Source organism: Streptomyces sp. NPDC059255 (genome assembly GCF_042752355.1).
GTDB lineage: Bacteria > Actinomycetota > Actinomycetes > Streptomycetales > Streptomycetaceae > Streptomyces.
On the sequence record NZ_JBHYZP010000005.1, the window covers coordinates 41053 to 59810 of the forward strand.

Here is an 18758-nt window from a genome sequence, read left to right on the forward strand (position 1 = left end):
AAGGATCCGCTTCCGTGCTGACGACCCGGTCCTGCCCTCCCCCTACCTTGGGGGAGTGACCGAAACCCCATCCGGGAAGCCCCGGGACAACGAGTTCCACCTGGCCGTGGGCGCGTTCGGCGGCCTGCGCCAGGCGCTCATCCAGGACGCCTTCGCCTACCGCCCGTTGCCGCCCATGCGTACGGACGGCCGGTTCACGCGGCGGCTGCCCGGGCGGATACACGCGTTCGCGGGCTGGACGCCGCACGCCCTGATCGTCGGCGTGGCACTGGTGATGTTCGCCCTGGCCATCGAGGACCGTGACCCGCGCACCCTCCTACCGGTCTTCCCGGTCCTGCTCACGCTGGTCAGGCCCGTCGCCGCCTGGTGGCTGGCGCTGGGGGTCAGTCTCCTCGTCAATGTCTCCGTCAGTGTCTTCAGCCCCTTCAGCTATTACGACTGGCCCTGGACGCCCCAGACCTTCGCCGGATACCTCGCCGTGCTGACGGTGGCGGCCATCCGTACCGGCCCGCGCACCGCCGCCTGGATGTGGGTGATGACCGCCGGGTTCGCGGTGTTCTCGCAGTTCTTCCTGTCCCGCTACGGCGGCGGCTCCTCCACCGCCCTCCCGATGCTCTTCACCTCCGCGGTCGTCCTGCTGGCCGTGAGCATGTGGCAGATCCGCCGCAGGGCGGATCAGGAGGTCGCCGAGCAGCTGAGCGTCACCGCCGTCGAGCGGGGCCGGCGCACACTGCTGGAGGAGCGCACCACCATCGCCCGCGAGCTGCACGATGTGGTCGCCCACCACATGTCGGTGGTCGCCATCCAGGCCGAAGCCGCCCCGTACCGGGTGGAGAACCCGCCGCCCGAGCTGGAGCAGGCGTTCGTCACGATCCGTGAGAACGCCGTCGCCGCCCTGACCGAGCTGCGCCGCATCCTCGGTGTCGTACGGGCCGACGACTACGAGGCGCCGGACGCCCCGCAGCCCACGCTCGCCGAGCTCGACGGGCTCATCGGCAATGTCCGCGAGGCCGGTCTCACCGTGGAGAAGACGGTCACCGGAGCGGTGCGCGAGCTGCCGCAGGGCGTGGAGCTGTCGGCGTACCGGATCGTCCAGGAGGCCCTGAGCAACGTGCTGCGCCACGCCCCCGGGTCGACCGCGCGCGTCGAGATCGCGTACGTGCTCGGCGGCCTGGGCCTGCGGATCGTCAACACGCCGCCGCGGGGCCTGGTCAAGCCGTCGCCGGGGGCGGGGCACGGGGTCACGGGCATGCGGGAGCGTGTCACGATGCTGAACGGTGAGATGACCGCGGACCTCACGGAGGACGGCGGGTACGAGGTCGCGGCCTTCATTCCGGTGGCCGGCGCCCGGGACGGGGACGCGTCATGACCAGCGGCAACACCATCAGGGTGCTGATCGTCGACGATCAGGTGATGGTCCGCGAGGGCTTCTCCGTGCTGCTGAACGCGATGCCGGACATCGAGGTGATCGGCGAGGCGGTCAACGGCCGCGAGGCGGTCCGGCAGGTCGCGGTGCTCCGCCCCGACGTCGTCCTGATGGACATCCGGATGCCCGAGCTGAACGGCATCGAGGCGACCCGCGAGATCGTCGCGGCCGACGCCGACGCGAAGGTGCTGGTCCTGACCACGTTCGACCTGGACGAGTACGTGTACCAGGCGCTGCGCGCCGGCGCCTCCGGCTTCCTCCTGAAGGACGCCTCGGCGCGGCAGCTCGCGGACGGGGTACGGGTGGTGGCGTCCGGCGAGGCGCTGCTGGCGCCGACGGTCACCCGCCGCCTGATCACCGAGTTCTCCAAGCTCGCGGACACTCCGCGCGGCCCGGCGATGGCCCGGATCGGGGAGCTCACCGAGCGCGAGACGGAGGTCCTGGTGCTGATCGCGCAGGGCCTGTCGAACGCGGAGATCGCGGCGCACCTGGTGGTCGCGGAGTCCACGATCAAGACGCACGTGAGCCGGATCCTGGTGAAGCTGGGGCTGCGCGACCGGACGCAGGCGGCGGTGTTCGCGTACGAGGCGCGGCTGGTGACGCCGGGGTGAGGTGACCGGCGATCACTCGAACGGGTGGCCGACACGGTAAGTCGCGTCGCGAGGGGTTCGCGCCCAGCAGGCTGATGCCCATCCGGACCCGGACCCGAGAGGACGCCATGGTGGTACGTACACGCCCGTCGGATTTTCACGTGACGATCGAGGACTTCGAACGGATCGCCAAGTTCGCAGAGGTGGACTCCGAAGCGTTCACGCTGGAGTTCATCAACGGGCGGTTGAGGGACAAGGTCCTTCCGGACGGGGATCACGCCACGATCCAGGAGTGGCTCGCGAGGCGCTGCATGACGGAGAGGCCCGGGTGGGGACTGCATGGTCGCCTCCTGGGACTGAAGGTGGGCAAGGACCGAGAGGGGCGCGCCCGACCGGACGGGACGCTCGCGCCCGCCGGGAACTTCGCGGGGCAGGGAGAATGGGCCGCTCCCGAAGGTGTGCTGATGACTGCAGAGATCACCGCGTACGACGTCGGCAGCAATCGGCGGGACCGCGAGGAGAGGCCCTCCGTCTACGCCTCCACGGGAATCCCGCTCCATCTCATCATTGACCGTGCGGCCCGTACGGTGACGGTGTTCAGCGAGCCGGACCTGAACCTCGGTGGCTACCGCGCGGAGTGCACCGTGAAGTTCGGCCGGAAGCTCGTGCTCCCCGACCCTGTCGCAATTGAGCTTGACACCGAGGAACTGAAACAGTACGTCCGTTGACGTGCGCGGGCCGGTTCCGTCCACAGGGTGTGGACGGAACCGGCCCGCCAGGCCACACGAGCCCGGCTCAGGTCTGCACATCCCGCCGCCGCAGCCCCGCCAGTCCCGCCGCCACCAGTGCCACCGACAGCCCCGTCAGCACGAGCACCGGCGGCCACGCCATCTCCGCGCCCGGCAGCTTCGTGAGGTGGCCGAAGGGCGACAGATTCATCACCGCCTGCGAGAGGCCGAGCGCCGGGCCGAGCCAGCCGAGCGCCAGTGCCAGGCCGCTCGCCGCCCACGCGGCCACCGCCGCCCTCGGGACGACCCCGTACAGCAGCACCGCCACCGCGCCCAGCAGCCAGATCGCGGGCAGTTGGACGAGCGAGGCGCCGAGGATCCCGGGCAGGTCGTGGCCGTACCCGAGGAACAGGCCCACCCCGCCGAGCAGCATGATCAGTACGGCGCCGCCGAAGGCGATCAGCAGATGGCCCGCGGCCCAGCGGAGCCGGCCCACCGCGCCCGCGAGGACCGGTTCGGCCCGGCCGCCCGTCTCCTCGGTGCCCAGCCGGAGCACGGAGGAGACCGCGTACAGCGCGGCCACCATGCCGAGCAGGCTCACCATCGCGGCGAGGAACGCCTCCGTCAGCCCCTGTTCGCCGCCCATGCGCTGGATGATCTCGCGGGTCCGCTCGTTGTCGCCGACCAGTTCGGCCGCACCGTCCGTGATCCCGCCGAACATGATCCCGCTGACCAGGAACCCCGCGCCCCAGCCGGCCACGCTCCCGCGCTGGAGCCGCCACGCCAGTCCGCCCGCCGTGGCGAGCCGGCCCGCCGCCGGGCCCGGCCGCGTGGGCAGGAAGCTCATCCCGATGTCGCGCCGTCCGGCGAGGACGTACGCGAGCACCGCCTGCACGGCGACGGCGGCGAGGAGCACGAGCAGCACCCACCACCGCTCGTCCGCGTAGGCGCGTACGTGCTCGGCCCAGCCCAGCGGGGAGAGCCAGGTCAGTACGGAGGAGCCGTCGGCGGTGGCGGCGTCGCCCGCCGCCTTGAGGACGAACGCGGCGCCGATGACCGCGGCCGTGAGGCCCTTCGCGAGCCGCGCGTTCTCGGTGATCTGCGCGGCGATCGCGGCGGTGCACGCGAAGAGCATGCCGACCCCGGCGACCGCGAGGCCGAGCGCCAGTGAACCGGTGGTGTCGCCGGTCGCCCCGGCCAGCCCCGCCGTGATCACCACCGCCAGCGCGGTATGGGCGATCAGCGCCGTGAGCAGTGCGGCGGTCAGCGGGGCCCGGCGTCCGACCATCGCGGCGGAGAGCATCTCCTGGCGGCCGGTCTCCTCTTCCTCCCGGGTGTGCCGTACGACGAGGGTCAGGCTCAGCACGGCGGCGAGCGCGGTGCCGAACGCCGTCATCCGCAGGGCGGTGAGCCCGCCGATCGAGTCGCTGAAGACCGGCCCGTACAGGGCGCGCAGGGAGCCGTTGGCCCCCAGGGAGCGCGCGAGATCGGCGCGTTCGGCCGCCGTGCCGGCCACGGAGTCGAGGGAGCGGGCGACGGACATGAAGGAGCCGCCGAGGACGATCACCCAGACGGGGAGCATGACCCGGTCGCGGCGCAGGGCGAGCCGGAGCAGCGGGCCCGTACCGGCGAGCTGCCGGGAGCCGCCGGTACGAGCCACGGGCAGGGCGCGCGGGGCGCCGGTGGCGAGCCCGGCGGTCATGACGCCACCCGCTTCTCGCCGGTGCCGGTGCCGAACCCGGTGCCGGACCCGCCGGACCTGTCGGACCCGCCGGACCCGTTCGCCGGGCCTGCGCCGTCCGCGGCGTAGTGGCGGAGGAACAGTTCCTCCAGCGTCGGCGGCGTACTGCTCAGGGAGCGGATCCCGGCGCCGGACAGGGACCGGAGCACGGCGTCGAGCTTGTCGGTCTCGACCTGGAGCCGTACCCGCGTCCCCTGGACGTCGAGGCCGTGCACCCCGGGCAGCCGGTCCAGCCCGGCGGGCGGCCCCGCCAGCTCCGCGCTCACGCTCGTACGGGTCAGGTGGCGCAGCTCCGCCAGCGAGCCCGTCTCGACGGTCGCGCCCTTGCGGATGATGGACACCCGGTCGCACAGCGCCTCGACCTCGCTCAGCACATGGCTGGAGAGGAGGACGGTCCTGCCCCGGTCGCGCTCCTCGGCGACACAGCTCTGGAAGACCTCCTCCATCAGCGGGTCGAGCCCCGAGGTCGGCTCGTCGAGGATCAGCAGCTCCACGTCCGAGGCGAACGCCGCGACCAGGGCGACCTTCTGGCGGTTGCCCTTGGAGTACGTACGCCCCTTCTTGGTCGGGTCGAGTTCGAACCGCTCGACGAGCGCGGCCCGCCGCCGCGCGTCCAGGTTCCCGCCGCGGAGCCGTCCGTACAGGTCGATGACCTCGCCGCCGGAGAGGTTGCGCCACAGGGTCACGTCGCCGGGGACGTACGCCACGCGCCGGTGCAGCTCGACCGCGTCCCGCCACGGGTCCCGGCCGAGGAGCTGGGCCGCGCCGGAGTCGGCGCGCAGGAGTCCGAGGAGGACCCGGATGGTGGTGGACTTTCCGGCTCCGTTGGGGCCGAGGAAGCCGTGGACCTCGCCGGTCTCGACGGCGAGGTCGAGGCCGTCCAGCGCGTGCGTCCGGCCGAACGACTTGTGAAGTCCGGCGACGCTGATTGCCTTCGTCATGCTTCGGAACGTACGCTACTTTCACAAAGTTGTGAAGTTAAGGAAGCGTAAAAAGGATCGGGTTAAGATCGGGACACGGGGGCCGGACCCGCACGCAGAGGACAGCAGGGGAGACGAGCAGGCGATGAACGAGAACAGCCCGTCGCGGGACCCGGAAGCGGTGACCCGCTTCGTCGAGCGGTTCGCGGCCGTGATGACCGAGTCGGGTATGCAGCGGACGGCCTCGCGGGTCTTCGCCGCCCTCGTCTCCGCGGACGACGCCTCCCTGACCTCCGCGGAGCTGAGCGAGCGGCTCGGCATCAGCCCGGCGGCGGTGTCGGGCGCGATCCGCTACCTCGTCCAGGTGGGGCTGGCCGGCCGGGAGCGCGACCCGGGCTCCCGGCGGGACCGCTACCGGGTGCACGACGACGTCTGGTACACGACGTTCGCGCAGCGCGACGCGACGCTCACGCGCTGGGAGAACGCCCTGCGCGAGGGGGCGGAATCGCTGGGGCGCGACACCCCGGCGGGGGCGCGGCTGGCGGAGACGGTCGAGTTCTTCGAGTTCCTGCAGGCGGAGCTGGCGACGATGATGAACCGCTGGCGGACGCTCCAGGAGCAGCGCAGGGCGGAGGCGGCAGGGGTGGCTACGGCGGGGGCGGGCGGAAAGGCGGCGCGGGACGACTAGCCGGGAGTGTTGACCAAGACCTCTCGGTCAGCAACGCCCGTGATCGGTACAGCCGGTCGCACCACACCACTTGTGGTGTGAATGGACGACACCGCGCTCGCTGCCCCCGCCCTCCGTGGCGCTGCCACGCTCGGGAACTCCGACGACGGACGATCACCAGGAGGTCCGATGGGTATCCCACGGCCCATGCCCATGCCCAGGCGCAGGTCCATGCCCAGGTCCATGCCCAGGCCCGGTTCGCGGTCCCGCTCGCGCAGATTCGCCGTGGCCGTGGCAGCCGCGTTCGCCCTGCTCACCACGTTCGCCGCACCGGGCGCGGTCGCGGCGGTGACAGCGGGTTCGGCGGTCGCGGCACCCGGCGCACCCGGCGCACCCGCCGCGCCCGCGGCGGTCGGCGGCTGTGTCGACTGGCCGACGAGCAAGTTCCTGCAGACCCCGTTGACGTACAAGGCCAACGGCGGCGCCGGTTACGCCATGCAGAACGGCAGCCACTACGGCGAGGGTTACCACGTCAATTGCAACACCGCCTCCAGCATGAACCAGTACTACGCACTGGACCTGGGCATGCGGGAGGGCGACGAGGTTCTCGCGCCCGGCGGCCCCGGCACCGTCCTGTACGCGGGCTGGGCACCTCCGGGCTGGGAGACCTGCGGCCAGTACATCGTCGTCGACCACGGCGGCGGCTATTGGAGCGTGGTCTGCCACCTCAGCCGGATCCTGGTCGGCAAGGGGCAGAAGATCACCGACGCGACCGTCATCGGACTGGTGGGCGGCACCGGTGGCTTCGCCCCGCACCTGCACTTCTCGCTCATGTACAACGCCAAGCTCACCGGGGCGGGCGGGGTGTACGGAGGCCAGAGCGCCCAGCCCCGGCGCCTGTTCCATCTCGGCTGCGGCGGCGGCTACTACGACTACGTCAACAAGGGCCAGCAGGTCTGTTACTGACCCCGTCGCGATCGGCGCGCTCGGACGCGTCGGCCGGGTTCCGCCGCTCCCCTCGGGGCGGAGCCCGGCCGGCGTGTCTTCCGTACGCCGGAAAGACAGGACACAATGGCCGCCGAACGCGTCACCGGCAACGACGCCACCGACTTTTCGGCCGCCGAGGGGTCCCCCATGATTACCGTCGCGGTGGTGGACGACCATCCCGTCGCCCGTCACGGCATCGCCCACATCCTCGGCGCCCTGCCCGACTCTTCCGTCACGACGACCGCGTCCGTCGGCTCGCTCCGCGAACTGGAGGAGGCACTCGCGGCCGTCGGCGCACCGGATGTCGTCGTCCTCGACCTCTATCTCGACGGCGGCACGCCCGCGCTGGACGCGGTCGCCGCCCTGTCCGCCGCCACCCGCGTCCTGGTGATGTCCGCCTCCGGACTGCCCGCCGACGTACTCGGCGCCATACGGGCCGGAGCCAGCGGCTACGTCACCAAGCACTGCAGCGCGGAGCTCTTCGTCGCGGCGGTGGAGACCGTGGCCGCGGGCGGCTTCTCGATGTCGGCCGAACTCGCCGACATCCTCCAGGCCGAACTGACCCGCAGGGACCCGGGGCCCGGGACCGGCGCCGTCGGCCCACGGCTGTCCGCCCGGGAGGAGGAGACGCTGAGTTATGTGGCGCGCGGCTTCACCCACGCGCAGATCGCGACGAGGCTCGGCGTACGCAAGACCACGGTCGACACGTACGTCGAGCGGATCCGGGCAAAGCTCCAGGTGGGCAACAAGGCAGAGTTGACGCGGGCGGCGATGGCGCGGCTGAGCGCGCGCGAGAGCGAGAGCGAGAGCGCGGACGCGCGCAAGGACACGGCTCCGAAGTGACGACGGGGCCGCCGGGAAGTACGGGGACGACAGGGACGACGGGCGGAGCCAGCGGCCCGGCGGCGACCGCCGGAGCGCTGCGCGGCGAGCGGGTGGTGCTGCGGGCGTACGTCCTGTTCCGCCTGGGCGGGCTGTTACAGGTGGTGATCGGAGCCGTCGCCACCTTCCCCTACTACCAACCTCTTTGGGCGGGGGTGTCGTTGTGCGTGTTCGTTTTCGGCGAGAGTCTCGCGCTGATCGCGGCGGGCCTGCGGCTGCGCCGGGTCCCGCCACGGGTGCTGGTGGCCGCCGACGCGGCCGTCATGGCGGCGGTCCTGGTCGTGGGCGGCGGGCTCGCGGACCGTACGCACGGCCACACCTGGGCCTACTTCGTCTATCCGTTCAGCCTGTTGGCCAGCATCGGGTTCGGGCTCGTCCTCACCCGGCTGGCCTCCGTACTCGCGCTGGCAGCCCTGCCGGCCGCCGCGTACGCCGTCACGGCGGTGACCCAGCTCGGCGAACCGGCCTGGAACGCCGCCCCCAACAGCGTTCCCTACCTGGCCAACGCGGGGATCGCCTGGGCGGTGGCCAGGACGCTGCGCCGTACCGGCCGCGAACTCGACCGCGCGACGGACACCGCCATGGCGAAGGAGGCGGAACTCGCGGCCGAGCGCGAACGCGTGCGGCACGCACGTCTGTTGCACGACCGGGTGCTCCAGACCCTGGAGACCCTCGCCCGCGAGCCGTGGATCACCGATCCGGGACTGCACGCGCATGTCCGGGCCGAGGCCGTCTGGCTGCGGGGTTTCGTACGGGGTGAACGCCCCGCCACCGGCAACGGTGACCTCGCGAGCGGCCTCGCCCGGCTCGCCGAGGACATGGCCAGGATCGGCCTGACGGTGGAGGTGCACACGGCCCAGCTGCGCAGCGCGTCGGAGCGTGCCGCGTCGGCGGCCCTGCCCGAGGAGGTCGCCGAAGCCCTTGTCGAGGCGGTGCGCGAGGCCCTGACGAACGTGGTCAAGCACGCCGGCACCGCGCGTGCGGTCGTCCGCGCGGAACGTGCCGGAGGCGCCGTCCTGGTCAGTGTCCTCGACAACGGCACCGGCTTCGACCCGGCGACGCTCGCGCCCGGCTCGGGGCTCGACGGCTCCGTACGGGACCGGGTGGCGGGCGTCGGCGGCCGGGCGGTCATCGACTCGGCTCCCGGGGCGGGTACGTACGTGGAGATGCGTGTCCCCCTGGCGCCCATGGCCGCCGAGCCTCGCCACAGGCTCTAGCTAGGGCCTGTCGTCCGCGGCGGTGACGTTGGGGGCCAGCAGCTCCAGGTAGGTACGGATCCCGGGGTCGTTCGGGTTGATCTCCTCGTACGGGTGCCGGGGCCACAGCGCCCGGCCCTCGATCCACGGCACGACCGCCGGGGACGGGTCCAGCCAGCCGCGCAGCTCCGCCTCCCCGGTGGGGGCGGGCAGCCCGAGCCACGGCCGGCGGGCGGTACCGGGCGGCAGTACGCCGAGCAGCGCCTCCGGCAGGTCGTCGTCACCGCCGTGGGCCGGGAAGAACAGCAGCACAGGGCCCGCGCCGTACGGATCGTTCAGGAGGACGTACCGCTTGGGCACGGGCACCGGCGCGAGGGCCGCCCGGACGAGCGTGTGCACCGTGGGCACGCCCCGCCACACCAGCCGGCCCAGCGCGGTCACCCCCGCCGCCGCGCAGAAGCCGCCCACCAGCAGGGTCAGCCACGGCATCTCGTCGCCCGGGATCAGCCACAGCACCCCGACCCCCGCCGCCACGCCGAGGCTCTGGAGGACGGCGGTCAGCGAACTCAGCTCACGCAGCGTCCGCACCCGCCACCACCGCACCGCCCGGATGTCGAGGTCGGGGCGGTACCGGCCACCGGGCCGGGGGAGGGGCGCACTGCGCGCCTCGGCGGCCAGGGCCGCGTACGTGAAGGCGACCGCCGCGCGGCGGTCCGCGCGGGCCAGGTGATCGGTGACCTTGGCGAGGCTGACGGGCGGGCGCGGCCGCAGGGCAGGCGCCGACGGCGAGGGCAGCGAGGACGGCAGGGGCGCCCGGCCGCCGCCCGCCATCCCGGCCCCGGCGCCGCCGACGATCCCGCCGCTGCCCACGGTTGTGCCGCCGCTCCCCTCCTGGCTCCGCCGCCACCGCCACAGCCGGAGGCCGCCGCCGGCCAGACCGGTGAGGGTGAGCGCGGCCCCGGCCAGGAACACCGCGCCGTTCACGTCGTTGGCGATCGTGCCGCGCTCCTCGGCGTCGTACAGTTCGCCCTTCCACGGGCCGTACGAGACCAGCCACCCCGTCTCCCAGTCGTCGAGGAGCGGATCGCGGTCCGGGTCGCAGTGGTACGTGCCCCGGCGTTCCGCGCCGCTCCACGGCTCGGTCCACCGCACGGCGCAGACACCGTCGGAGCGCTCGTCGATCACGGTGAGCTCGATCTGCGGGTCCTTCATCGAGGCTTCGAAGGAGGCGATGCCCACGCCGAGCGCGATCACACCGACGAGCAGCACCCAGCGGAAGACGCCCCGGTGGCGGACGGCGGCGGTGAGCGCGAGAAAGGCCGAATCCGCGGGGGACGATTCCGGCGGTACGGGCGGTGCGGGTCGGGCGGGTGTGGCGGCGGACGGTGCGGCGGCGCCCGCCGCACCGGATGGCGCGGCGGCGCCGGACCCGTACCGCCCGTACCGCCGGGGGGCCGGCTGTGGCTGCCGCGGAACCGGCCGGTCCAGCAGACCGTGCTCCGCCGCCGCCCGTACGTTCCTGAGCCGCGCCCGTTCCCCCCGTACCGCCCGCGTCCAGACCAGCTCCGCGCCGCCCGGCGGCGCGATCACCCCGCCGGTCCGCGGATCGCCGCACCACCACAGCACGCCGCCGGGGCCCGGCTCGACGAGCTGGTAACGCTGCTGCACGGCGACCACGGCCATCGGCCACAGATCACCCGTGACCGGGTCACGCAGCACCACCGTCCCCGCGTGCAGCCCGCGCGGTACGGAGACCGCGGCGCAGGCCGTCCACGGCGCCCCCGCCAGGCGGTGCCCCATCCGGCGGGCGAGCCGACGGGCGCCCACGCCGAGCCCGGTCGCGAAGAGGGCGAGGCCGCACACGGACGGCAGCACCTCCTGCGGCCAGGTCATTCCGCGGCCTTGCGCGGCCAGCGCGACGACCACGACGCCGGCCAGCAGCGCGAGCCCGCCGCGCGTCCAGGTGCCGGAGCGGGCGCGGTAGCGGGTCAGGGCCTCCGCGGTGTCGGGGAGGTCGAGGGCGACGGCCGCCCTCGGTGCCCCGCCCTCGACCCCGTCCCCGTCCCCGTCCCTGTCCTCGCCTCCGCCGGGCCCGGGTCTCCGGGCTGCGGTGCCGTACGTGCCGTGCATGCGTTTTGTCCCCCCGGGCGTTGATCGGACGCTGAGGGTAACCGTCCCGCTGACCAGGGAGAAGCCGCACCCCCCGGCGGAGAAAGGTGTCAGCCGCCGCCGGGCCCCGCGTACGCCCCCGCCACCGCGGGACCGCCGCCCGCGCCGGCGGGCAGGGTCAGCCCCCAGGCCCCCGGCCGGAGCGTCCAGGTCCGCGTACGGACCGGACCGGCGACGCGGGCGTCCGCGCGGTAGCGGAAGTCCGCGCCGGAGACCGTGACGGAGAGGGCGCTCGCCCTGACCGGTTCCGCCGCGCCCTGTGTCCGGATCACCACCTCCGCCCGGCCGCCGCGCGACCGTACGGTCACCGCCTCGACCGGTTCGTCCAGATCGCTCAGCACGACACCGTCCGCCTCCACGCGCAGCCGGTGCGTGTGCACCGCGAGGGCGTGCGGGACGGGGCGGACGAGCGTACGGACCAGGGAGCGGCAGGTGTGCCAGACCGAGGCGACTGCGGGCGCGACCCCCGCGCCACCGTCCGGTTCCCGGGCCGCGCCGCCCGCCCCCGGACGCGCGGGGAGGGCCGGGATACGGAGATCGCCCAGCACGACCCCGTCGCTGTCGTCGACCAGCAGGTCCAGCCTGCGCACCGCGCCGTCCAGCACCGCCCGCGCCGCCGCCACCGCGCCTATGGGCACGCCCAGCGAACGCGCCAGCTCCACGGAGGCGCCCACCGGCACCAGCGAGAGCGCGCCCGCGGTCAGCTCGCGTTCCCGGTGGAGCAGCGAGACCATCCGCAGCAGCGCCCGGTCGTCGCCCACCAGCACGGGGCGCCGGCTGCCGCGCCGGGCCAGCGCCCGCGCCAGCTCGTCGGGGCCTTCCGGGAAGCAGAGCTTGACCGCCGCGCCCCCGCTGAGCACGTCTCTCGCGATCCGCACCGATTCGCCGTCGGTCCGGCCTGCCACCGGGTCGATGACCACCAGAAGCTGCTGCGCGCCGTTCTCGGCGGGCTCCGGAGCCGACACCTCGGTCCTTCCTCGGGTAGCATCTTTGTGCAAGAGCCCCTTGCGCTATTGCGCCAGGGGCTTCGTCTATTCCGGGGCATCCGGTTCGACGGTCAGGTCTGTGTCGTACAACGCTGTGCGATGTCGCAGGCACGGATCACGCATGGTGACGGCGTACTCACGCCGTACCAACGGCGTTTGTGCGTCCCTGACCTTGGACATGCCCCGCCCGGAAGGGGTGTACGCCTGTGCCCGCACTTGTGCTGCTCGGTGCTCAGTGGGGTGACGAAGGCAAGGGAAAGGCCACCGACCTGCTCGGTGGTTCCGTGGATTATGTCGTGCGCTATCAGGGCGGCAACAACGCCGGCCACACGGTCGTCGTGGGCGACCAGAAGTACGCACTGCATCTCCTCCCTTCCGGAATCCTCTCCCCGGGGTGCACCCCGGTGATCGGTAACGGTGTGGTGGTCGACCCGGCTGTCCTGTTCTCCGAGCTGAACGGTCTTGGCGAGCGCGGTGTCGACACGTCGAAGCTGCTGATCAGCGGCAACGCACACCTGATCACGCCGTACAACGTCACGGTCGACAAGGTGACGGAACGGTTCCTCGGCAAGCGGAAGATCGGCACGACCGGGCGCGGCATCGGCCCGACCTACGCCGACAAGATCAACCGCACCGGCATCCGCGTCCAGGACCTCTACGACGAGTCGATCCTGGAGCAGAAGGTCGACGCGGCGCTGGAGTCCAAGAACCAGCTCCTCGCCAAGGTCTTCAACCGGCGTGCCATAGAGTCCGGCAAGATCGTCGAGGAGCTGCTGACCTTCGCGGACCAGCTCAAGCCGTACGTGGCCGACACGACTCTGATCCTGAACAACGCGATCGACGAGGGCAAGGTCGTCCTCTTCGAGGGCGGCCAGGGCACCCTGCTCGACGTCGACCACGGCACGTATCCCTTCGTCACCTCGTCCAACCCGACGGCGGGCGGCGCCTGCACCGGCTCGGGTGTCGGGCCGACGAAGATCAGCCGGGTCATCGGCATCCTCAAGGCCTATACGACGCGCGTCGGCGCCGGACCGTTCCCGACGGAACTCTTCGACGACGACGGCGAGGCCCTGCGCCGCATCGGCGGCGAGCGAGGCGTCACCACGGGCCGCGACCGCCGCTGCGGCTGGTTCGACGCGGTGATCGCGCGCTACGCGACACGGGTCAACGGCCTGACGGACTTCTTCCTCACCAAGCTGGACGTGCTGACCGGCTGGGAGCGGATCCCGGTGTGCGTGGCGTACGAGATCGACGGCAAGCGCGTCGAGGAACTCCCGTACAGCCAGACGGACTTCCACCACGCGAAGCCGGTGTACGAGTACCTGCCCGGCTGGTCGGAGGACATCACGAAGGCGAAGACGTTCGCCGACCTGCCGAAGAACGCGCAGGCGTACGTGAAGGCGCTGGAGGAGATGTCGGGCGCGCCGATCTCGGCGATCGGCGTCGGCCCGGGCCGCACGGAGACGATCGAGATCAACTCGTTCCTGTAGCCGTTCCTGTAACCGATCCGGCAGCCGTCCCGGCGGCCGACCCGACGCACGCACCGCCCCGGCGCCCTTGAACGGCCGCCGGGGCGGTGTCGTTCGCCCCGGGCCCTGTTCTCGCCCCGGACCCTGTTCCTGACGCGGCCGAACGTCGTCTCATCCGATGTCCGAGGCGCTGGTCGCCATCGACGTGCACAAGCCGGACGTCGCCATCCTCGACGTACGGATGCCGCCGACCCACACCGACGAGGGGATCGTCGCCGCGGTCGAGGCCCGGCGCCGACGGCCCGATCTTGCCGTGCTCGTGCTGTCCGCGTACGGCGAGCAGAGTTTCGCCTCCGAGTCGCTCGGCGGCGGGGTGAACGGCCTCGGCTATCTGCTCAAGGAACGGATCGGCCGGGTCGAGGAGTTCCTGGACGCGCTACGGCGCGTGGCCGGTGGCGGCACCGCCATCGACCCGGAGGGCGTCGCCCAGCTCTTCACCCGCTCCCGCCAGGACACCCGCCTAAAACGGCTCAGCCCCCGCGAACGCGACGTACTCGCCCTGATGGCCGAGGGGTTGGGCAACTCCGCCATCGCCGAGAAGCTCGTCGTCACCGACGGCGCCGTCCACAAACACATCCGCAGCATCTTCGCGAAGCTCGATCTGTCTCCGACGGACCAGGTGGACCGCCGCGTCGCGGCCGTCCTGCGGTATCTGGAGGATCTACGGCGGCTGGCGTGAGGTGGTGCCGGTACGGCCGAGAGCATCCTCGTCAGTCGTCTTCGGGATCCAGCTCGAACGTGAAGTAGATGCTCAGCGTGTAGGGCTCGGCCTCGTCGTGCGCGAAATCCCATGACACGTCCACCAGGAAGACCTTCTGCTCCCCCACCCACTCGTAGGCCTTCCTGAAGGCTTCCGCGGCGGTTGTGGCCGGGAACAGCTTCCTGGCCATGGGATGCACCCCGGTCTCGGCGTCCGAATCGTCGAAACCCTCCGGAACGTCCAGGCAGAGGCTGGGATCGAGCTTCATGGACACGCCCTTTCACATCGGTTCTGCCGGTACGGGTCGACGGAGGCCGGCCCTCCGCGCACGCACGACACCCGGTAGGACCACCGCACGGCCGGAAGGGTTGAGACGGGCGCCACGCTTGAGGCGCCACGCATGAAGCGTGGCGCCCATGGCGTTCGGTCAGCCCGTTCTCGTGTACGTCAGGGACTCGCCGTCCGCCGTCACGCGGCGGAGCTTGCCGTCGGGGAGGACCGTCAGGTCGGTGGCGGGTCCGGGGGTGCAGGCGGACATCGGTTCGCCGGTGGTCACCCGGGACGGGCCGATCCGCAACTGGGAGGTGCCCTCCGGGGGTTCGGTGGCCAGGGGGGCTTCGAAGACACAGTGGTACGTGCCGCCCCCGTTGGCCGGGCCGTTCGCCGTCAGGGTCAGGACGGCATCGCCCTGGCCGCCCTGGCGGATGACCAGGGTGCGGGTGCTGTACCCCGAGTTGCTGCCCAGCCCGCCGATCCAGGTGCCGAGGAACTTCGCCGGGATCGCCCCCGGGGCCCCGGAGGCCTCCGACGGGGTGGGGGTTCCGGCGCCGGAGGAGGCGCCCGAGGAGGCGTCGGAGCTCGCCTCGGGGGCCGGGGCGTCGGCGGACCCGGTGTCCGTCGTCCGGGTGTCCCCGTCGGTGCCGGCGTTCCTCGTGCCGTCGCCGCCCAGGACGGCGTACACCGAACCGCCCGCGCCGATCGCGACGACCACCGCGACGGCGATCAGGGCCACCGTGCCGCGGGTGCTGCGCCCGGCCGGCTGCGGCGCGGGGACCGTCGCCGGGGCGGGACCGTACGGGGGAGTGGGGCCGAAGGGTTGTCCCGCCGGCGGATAGCCGTAGCCGGCCGGTGGGTTCCGGTGCGGGTAACCGTACGAGGCGTACGGCTGAGGCTCGGGCGTGGGGGCGCCGAACCCCTGCATCGGTGAGAGCGGCGGTCGCGGTGACGTCGGGGTCGGGGGAGGTGGAGCGGTGGGTGAGGGGGCGGTGGGTGAGGGGGCGGATTCGGCGCCGGCGCCCGTCTTCGGCCCTGCGTCCGGCTCGGCACCGGCGCCCGTCTTCGGCCCTGCGCCCGGCTCGGCACCGGCGCCTGCCTTCACCCTGGTGCCCGCCTCGGCGCGGGCTCCCGCACCCGCGCCGGCCTGCGCACCCGCGTCGGCTCCCGCACCCGAGGCCGAAACCGCGCCCGCACCCGCGCCGGTCGCGTCCGGCGGGCGTACCGTTCCCGTCGGGTCCTCGTGGTCCAGCAGGCTCACCGCGTGCTGCCCCAGTTGCGCCAGCAGCCCGCCCGGCAGCCACGGCTCGCCGCCGGGGCCCGCCCCCGGGTCCGCCGTCCCGCCCACCCGGGCCAGCACCTCCCGCGTGGTCGGCCGCTCCGCCGGGTTCTTGCGCAGGCAGTCGCGTACCAGCTCCAAGAGGCCCTCGGGCAGCCCCGACAGGTCCGGTTCCTCCTGCGCGATGCGGAACATCAGGGCGTGCATCCCGGTGTCCGCGCCGCCGAACGGCAGCCGCCCCGTCATCGCGTACGCCAGGATCGAGCCGAGGCAGAAGACGTCGCACGCCGCCGTCACCCGGTCCCCGCGGACCTGCTCGGGCGCCATGAAGCCGGGCGAACCCACCAGCGAGCCCGTACGGGTCAGCCCCTCGTCCCCGGCCGTCTCCAGCGCGCGGGCTATCCCGAAGTCGATGACGCGCGGACCCTCGATCGTCACCAGCACATTGGACGGCTTGAGATCCCGGTGGATCAGCCCCGCCGCGTGGATGTCCTGGAGCGCGTGCGCGAGGCCGGACGCGAGGATACGGACGGAACGCTCCGGCAGCGGCCCGTGCCGCCCCGACACCACCGTCTGGAGCGAGGGCCCCGCGACATAGCCGGTGGCCAGCCACGGCACGTCCGCCTCCGTGTCGGCGTCGAGCACCGGCGCCGTCCACGTCCCGCCGACGCGCCGCGCCGCCGCCACCTCCTGCCGGAACCGGCCGCGGAACTGCTCCTGTTCGGCCAGCTCACGCCGGATCAGCTTGACCGCGACCGTACGGCCCCGGTCGGAGCGGGCCAGATAGACCTGACCCATCCCGCCCGCGCCGAGGCGGGCCAGCAGCCGGTAGGCGCCGATGTGCGCGGGATCTCCCGCTACCAGTCTTTCCATGGCCGCGCGGCCCTCCCCGTAACCCGTACCCGTGCCCCTGCCCGGCTGACACCCGGCGACACCATTGTCGACGGGACGCCCGGATCATCTCGCACCGAGGCGACGGAGGGGATGGAGGGGATGGAGGGGAACGGAGGGGAACGGAGGGGAACGGAGGGGACAGTACGGGCGAAGGGGGTGTAGGGGACAGTGGGGGCGCGATGACGACCCCGTGGTGGAACGGATCCGCCAGATCGATGAACCCGACACAGTGCCGATCGGCGTGGCCCAGTCCATACATCCTGGCCATACCGGTCCTTCCCCGCGCCTCCTTACGCTGTCCCCATGACCGCACACGCCGCCCCGCACAGCACACCGCGCCACCTCCCGCACGCGGACCCGGGCGCCGGCGCCGCCGTGAAGGCCGCCGACCGCGCCCACGTGTTCCACTCCTGGTCCGCGCAGGAACTGATCGACCCGCTCGCCGTCGCCGGTGCCGAGGGTTCCTACTTCTGGGACTACGACGGCAACCGCTACCTCGACTTCACCAGCGGCCTCGTCTTCACCAACATCGGCTACCAGCACCCCACCGTCGTCGCCGCCATCCAGGAGCAGGCCGGCCGCCTCGCCACCTTCGCGCCCGCCTTCGCCGTGGACGTACGCTCCGAGGCCGCGCGCCTCATCGCCGAGCGCACACCCGGCGACCTCGACAAGATCTTCTTCACGAACGGCGGCGCCGAGGCCGTCGAGAACGCAGTCCGGATGGCCCGCCTCCACACCGGCCGCCCCAAGGTGCTCTCCGCGTACCGCTCGTACCACGGCGGCACCTCCACCGCGATCAACCTGACCGGCGACCCGCGCCGCTGGGCCTCCGACACCGGGACCTCCGGCGTCGTCCACTTCCACGGCCCGTTCCTCTACCGCTCCGCCTTCTACTCCTCCGACGAGGCCGAGGAGTGCGCCCGCGCGCTGGCCCACCTGGAGGCGACCATCGCCTTCGAGGGCCCGGCGACCATCGCCGCGATCATCCTGGAGACCGTCCCGGGCACGGCCGGCATCATGACCCCGCCGCCCGGCTACCTCGCGGGCGTACGCGAACTCTGCGACCGGCACGGCATCGTGTTCGTGCTGGACGAGGTGATGGCCGGATTCGGCCGTACGGGCAAGTGGTTCGCCGCCGAGCACTACGACGTCGTCCCCGATCTGCTGACCTTCGCCAAGGGCGTCAACTCGGGGTATGTGCCGCTGGGCGGTGTCGCCATCTCCGCGGCGATCGCGGAGACCTTCGCCACCCGCCCCTACCCCGGCGGACTCACCTACTCGGGCCACCCGCTGGCCTGCGCCGCCGCGGTCGCGACGCTCCAGGTCATGGCGGAGGAGAAGGTCGTCGAGCACGCGGCGCACATCGGCGCGACGGTCCTCGGCCCCGGCCTGCGCGAGCTGGCGGACCGGCACCCGTCGGTGGGCGAGGTGCGGGGCACGGGCGTCTTCTGGGCGCTCGACCTCGTACGGAACCGGGAGACGCGCGAGCCGCTGGTGCCGTACAACGCCTCGGGCGAGGCGAACGCGCCGATGGCCGCCTTCGCCGCCGCCTGCAAGAAGGGCGGGCTGTGGCCCTTCGTGAACATGAACCGCACGCACGCGGTGCCGGCCTGCAACGTCTCCGAGGCGGAGGCGAAGGAGGGGCTCGCGATCCTGGACGCGGCCCTGACGGTCGCGGACGGGTACACGGTGTAGCGCCATAGCACGGAGTACGGGCCTGGTCAGAGGCCGAATTCGGCCTCCGACCGGCCTCCGACCAGGTCGGACGGGCGGCCCCGGCCCGCCCCGGTC

At 72.8% G+C, this 18758-nt stretch carries 16 protein-coding genes; 10 read left to right on the forward strand and 6 right to left on the reverse strand.

Translation table 11 applies throughout. The annotated features are described in order from the left end of the window. The first annotated feature begins 55 nt into the window (after nt 1-55). The 3 genes from ACFXKG_RS09010 (at nt 56) to ACFXKG_RS09020 (ending at nt 2744) form a co-directional block, all read left to right on the forward strand. Entirely contained in the window at nt 56-1369 is a 1314-nt protein-coding gene (locus ACFXKG_RS09010) for a sensor histidine kinase (protein WP_384834638.1), read from the forward strand. After that, nucleotides 1366-2037 carry a response regulator gene (locus ACFXKG_RS09015; RefSeq protein ID WP_384834641.1) on the forward strand — a complete coding sequence of 224 codons (672 nt, stop codon included), beginning with the start codon at nt 1366-1368 and terminating at the stop codon, nt 2035-2037. The genes ACFXKG_RS09010 and ACFXKG_RS09015 overlap by 4 nt, the downstream gene beginning before the upstream one ends. 140 nt (nt 2038-2177) lie before the next feature. Next, the gene (locus ACFXKG_RS09020) at nt 2178-2744 is read left to right on the forward strand and encodes a Uma2 family endonuclease (RefSeq protein WP_384834644.1); all 567 of its coding nucleotides are present in this window, start codon (nt 2178-2180) and stop codon (nt 2742-2744) included. A 67-nt stretch (nt 2745-2811) separates the two neighbouring features. On the opposite strand, the gene ACFXKG_RS09025 is transcribed toward ACFXKG_RS09020, so the two are convergent. Further along, the gene (locus tag ACFXKG_RS09025) at nt 2812-4446 is read right to left on the reverse strand and encodes an ABC transporter permease (RefSeq protein ID WP_384834647.1); all 1635 of its coding nucleotides are present in this window, start codon (nt 4444-4446) and stop codon (nt 2812-2814) included. Beyond that, entirely contained in the window at nt 4443-5426 is a 984-nt protein-coding gene (locus ACFXKG_RS09030; protein ID WP_384834650.1) for an ATP-binding cassette domain-containing protein, read from the reverse strand. The genes ACFXKG_RS09025 and ACFXKG_RS09030 overlap by 4 nt, the downstream gene beginning before the upstream one ends. 124 nt (nt 5427-5550) lie before the next feature. On the opposite strand from ACFXKG_RS09030, the gene ACFXKG_RS09035 reads away from it, so the two are divergent. From ACFXKG_RS09035 to ACFXKG_RS09050, 4 genes are all read left to right on the forward strand, one after another. Then, nucleotides 5551-6093 carry a GbsR/MarR family transcriptional regulator gene (locus ACFXKG_RS09035; RefSeq protein WP_384834653.1) on the forward strand — a complete coding sequence of 181 codons (543 nt, stop codon included), beginning with the start codon at nt 5551-5553 and terminating at the stop codon, nt 6091-6093. 210 nt (nt 6094-6303) lie between these two features. Next, a complete protein-coding gene (locus tag ACFXKG_RS09040) occupies nt 6304-7038 on the forward strand; it encodes a M23 family metallopeptidase (protein ID WP_384834656.1) in 735 nt (244 codons plus the stop codon). A gap of 105 nt (nt 7039-7143) precedes the next feature. Continuing rightward, entirely contained in the window at nt 7144-7902 is a 759-nt protein-coding gene (locus ACFXKG_RS09045; protein WP_384834659.1) for a LuxR C-terminal-related transcriptional regulator, read from the forward strand. Continuing rightward, nucleotides 7899-9158, forward strand: coding sequence for a sensor histidine kinase (locus ACFXKG_RS09050; RefSeq protein WP_384834662.1), 1260 nt, complete (start codon nt 7899-7901; stop codon nt 9156-9158). Before ACFXKG_RS09045 ends, ACFXKG_RS09050 begins: the two co-directional genes overlap by 4 nt. Here the strand turns inward: ACFXKG_RS09050 and ACFXKG_RS09055 are convergent, their stop codons facing one another. Beyond that, a complete protein-coding gene (locus tag ACFXKG_RS09055; protein ID WP_384834665.1) occupies nt 9159-11267 on the reverse strand; it encodes a hypothetical protein in 2109 nt (702 codons plus the stop codon). A gap of 89 nt (nt 11268-11356) precedes the next feature. Next, nucleotides 11357-12271, reverse strand: coding sequence for a diacylglycerol kinase (locus tag ACFXKG_RS09060; RefSeq protein WP_384834668.1), 915 nt, complete (start codon nt 12269-12271; stop codon nt 11357-11359). Nucleotides 12272-12498: 227 nt separating this feature from the next. Here ACFXKG_RS09060 and ACFXKG_RS09065 point away from each other — a divergent pair, with 227 nt between their 5' ends. After that, nucleotides 12499-13782 (forward strand): adenylosuccinate synthase, encoded by a 1284-nt coding sequence (locus tag ACFXKG_RS09065; RefSeq protein ID WP_384834671.1) that lies wholly within the window; start codon nt 12499-12501, stop codon nt 13780-13782. A gap of 157 nt (nt 13783-13939) precedes the next feature. Beyond that, nucleotides 13940-14500, forward strand: coding sequence for a LuxR C-terminal-related transcriptional regulator (locus ACFXKG_RS09070; protein ID WP_384834674.1), 561 nt, complete (start codon nt 13940-13942; stop codon nt 14498-14500). A gap of 31 nt (nt 14501-14531) precedes the next feature. Here ACFXKG_RS09070 and ACFXKG_RS09075 read toward each other — a convergent pair whose 3' ends face one another. Then, nucleotides 14532-14789, reverse strand: coding sequence for a hypothetical protein (locus ACFXKG_RS09075; RefSeq protein ID WP_384834677.1), 258 nt, complete (start codon nt 14787-14789; stop codon nt 14532-14534). A 159-nt stretch (nt 14790-14948) separates the two neighbouring features. Beyond that, nucleotides 14949-16946, reverse strand: coding sequence for a protein kinase (locus ACFXKG_RS09080; RefSeq protein ID WP_384834680.1), 1998 nt, complete (start codon nt 16944-16946; stop codon nt 14949-14951). A gap of 324 nt (nt 16947-17270) precedes the next feature. Here ACFXKG_RS09080 and ACFXKG_RS09085 point away from each other — a divergent pair, with 324 nt between their 5' ends. After that, complete coding sequence (locus ACFXKG_RS09085; protein ID WP_384834682.1) at nt 17271-18662, forward strand: aspartate aminotransferase family protein; 1392 nt, start codon at nt 17271-17273, stop codon at nt 18660-18662. Nucleotides 18663-18758 lie beyond the last annotated feature (96 nt).